General features: G+C 65.6%; 2 protein-coding genes. Both read right to left on the bottom strand.

Annotation, left to right across the window (positions count from 1 at the left end):
• Positions 1–735, bottom strand: a 735-nt coding sequence (locus ABNU97_RS17735; RefSeq protein WP_348767988.1) for a metal-dependent hydrolase, incomplete at its 3' end; no start/stop codon positions are given.
• 10 nt (positions 736–745) lie between these two features.
• The coding region (locus ABNU97_RS17730; protein WP_348767987.1) for an alpha/beta fold hydrolase at positions 746–1678 on the bottom strand (933 nt) is incomplete at its 5' end.

Raw genomic sequence — 1678 nt, 5'->3', positions numbered from 1 at the left:
GAAGTTCGCCAGTTTCAGGTGACCGCGCCAGCCTGCCTTCACGCAGGCGGGGTCAGCCGCGGCCAGCCGCCGGTAGAACAGCAGCACGTGTGGCCAGAATGTGGCGGTGGTGGTCAGCATGATGGCGCTGCGCATGGCATAGGCCTTCGGGCCGCGGCCGACGCATTTTTCATAGACGTCGTAGGCCACGGCTTTGTGCTCGACTTCCTCGAGCGCATGCCAGCGCCACATGCGTTCGTAGTCCGGCTGCGAGCCGGCCATCTGTTCGGGGTGGCGCAGCAGGGTATCGCCCATGAGCGCAGTAAAATGCTCGAGCGCGATGGTCATCAGCAGCGGCGTGACCTTCGCGCTGTTGTTCTTCACGTACTCGGTATGCGCCCAGACCTGTGCATCCAGCTCGCTGGCCGGCAGCCCGGCAGCGTCCATGAGCCGGTTGTATTCGATATGCTCGCGCGAGTGCATGGCTTCCTGGCCAATGAATGCGGTCGCGGCCTTGCGCAGATCGGGATCCGGAATCTCGTCGCGATAGGCACGCACGGCATCGATGAACATGCGTTCGCCGGCAGGAAAGAACAGGCTCAGCGCGTTCATGAACTGGGTCACGTTCGGACCGGCCTGATGCCAGTCGCAGATCCGATCGCCCGGGGGTAGAAAATGCAGGTCGCGCCGTTCCGGCATGACCGGGCCGCTATAGCCGGTAAATTCCTGCTGCAGATCGATTGTAGTGTGGCTCATGAGAACCTCCTCAAGCGCGGGCGCGCGCTGCTTCGGTGGGCGAGTGGCTATTGCCGCGAGCGGCCGTCGGCAGCGAGGCGTGATTGGCCTCGACAAATGCGCGGCAGTGCGCGGCAATCGTTTCGGCTTCGCTCTGAATGGCCCAGTGCGCTGCATCGATGGTTTTGACGGTGAGCGCGTCAACCCAGCGTTCGAGCCCGGCCACGAAGCCGGGGCCGACAAAGGGGTCGCGCTCGGGCACGATCACCTGGACCGGCATCTGGGCATGTCGAGCTCGCGGGGCGCGCAGCCGGGCAACGACGTTGGCCCGATACAGTGCGATGCCACGGGCGCCGTCGTTCGCCTGGCTGGGGTTGCGTGGCAGCTGAGAGCCTTCCATGCGTTCGACGATGGAATGCCAGCGCCGCCCCAGACCGGCACGCCAGAGCAGCGAGGGCAGGCCAGGCAGATGAAACGCGAACACGTACCAGGATTTGCCGAGCTGCTTGAACAGGCCGGCGCGATCACGCTGCCACTGCTGACGCAGCCAGTGCCCGACGTGGTCCAGGCAGGGCCCGGAAATTGAAGTGAAGCTGGCGATACGCGCGGCCAATGCGGGATTGGTTGCCGCATCCCAGCTCTGGATCGAGCCCCAGTCGTGGCCGATAACGTGGACGGGCGCGTTCGGGCTGGCCCATTCGATCACGGCTGCGAGATCGGCAGACAGGTGGTCGAGCCTGTAGGCACGGGTCGCCGCCGGCGCACTCGAGGCCCCGGCGCCGCGCACGTCGTAGCGGATACAGCGGTAATCCCCGGCGAGGTGGGCAACAACGCGGTCCCAGACGGCGTGGTTGTCGGGGTAGCCGTGCACGAACACGAGTACGAGCGCATCCGCTGGGCCTGCGACATGGCAGGCCAGGTCCACGCCGTCACCTCGAACCCAGACGGGTTCGTCGGCGTTGTT

The organism is uncultured Salinisphaera sp. (assembly GCF_964012375.1).
GTDB lineage: Bacteria > Pseudomonadota > Gammaproteobacteria > Nevskiales > Salinisphaeraceae > Salinisphaera.
The sequence above is the reverse complement of the archived record's forward strand: the minus strand, read 5'-3'. Positions and strand labels throughout refer to the sequence as shown.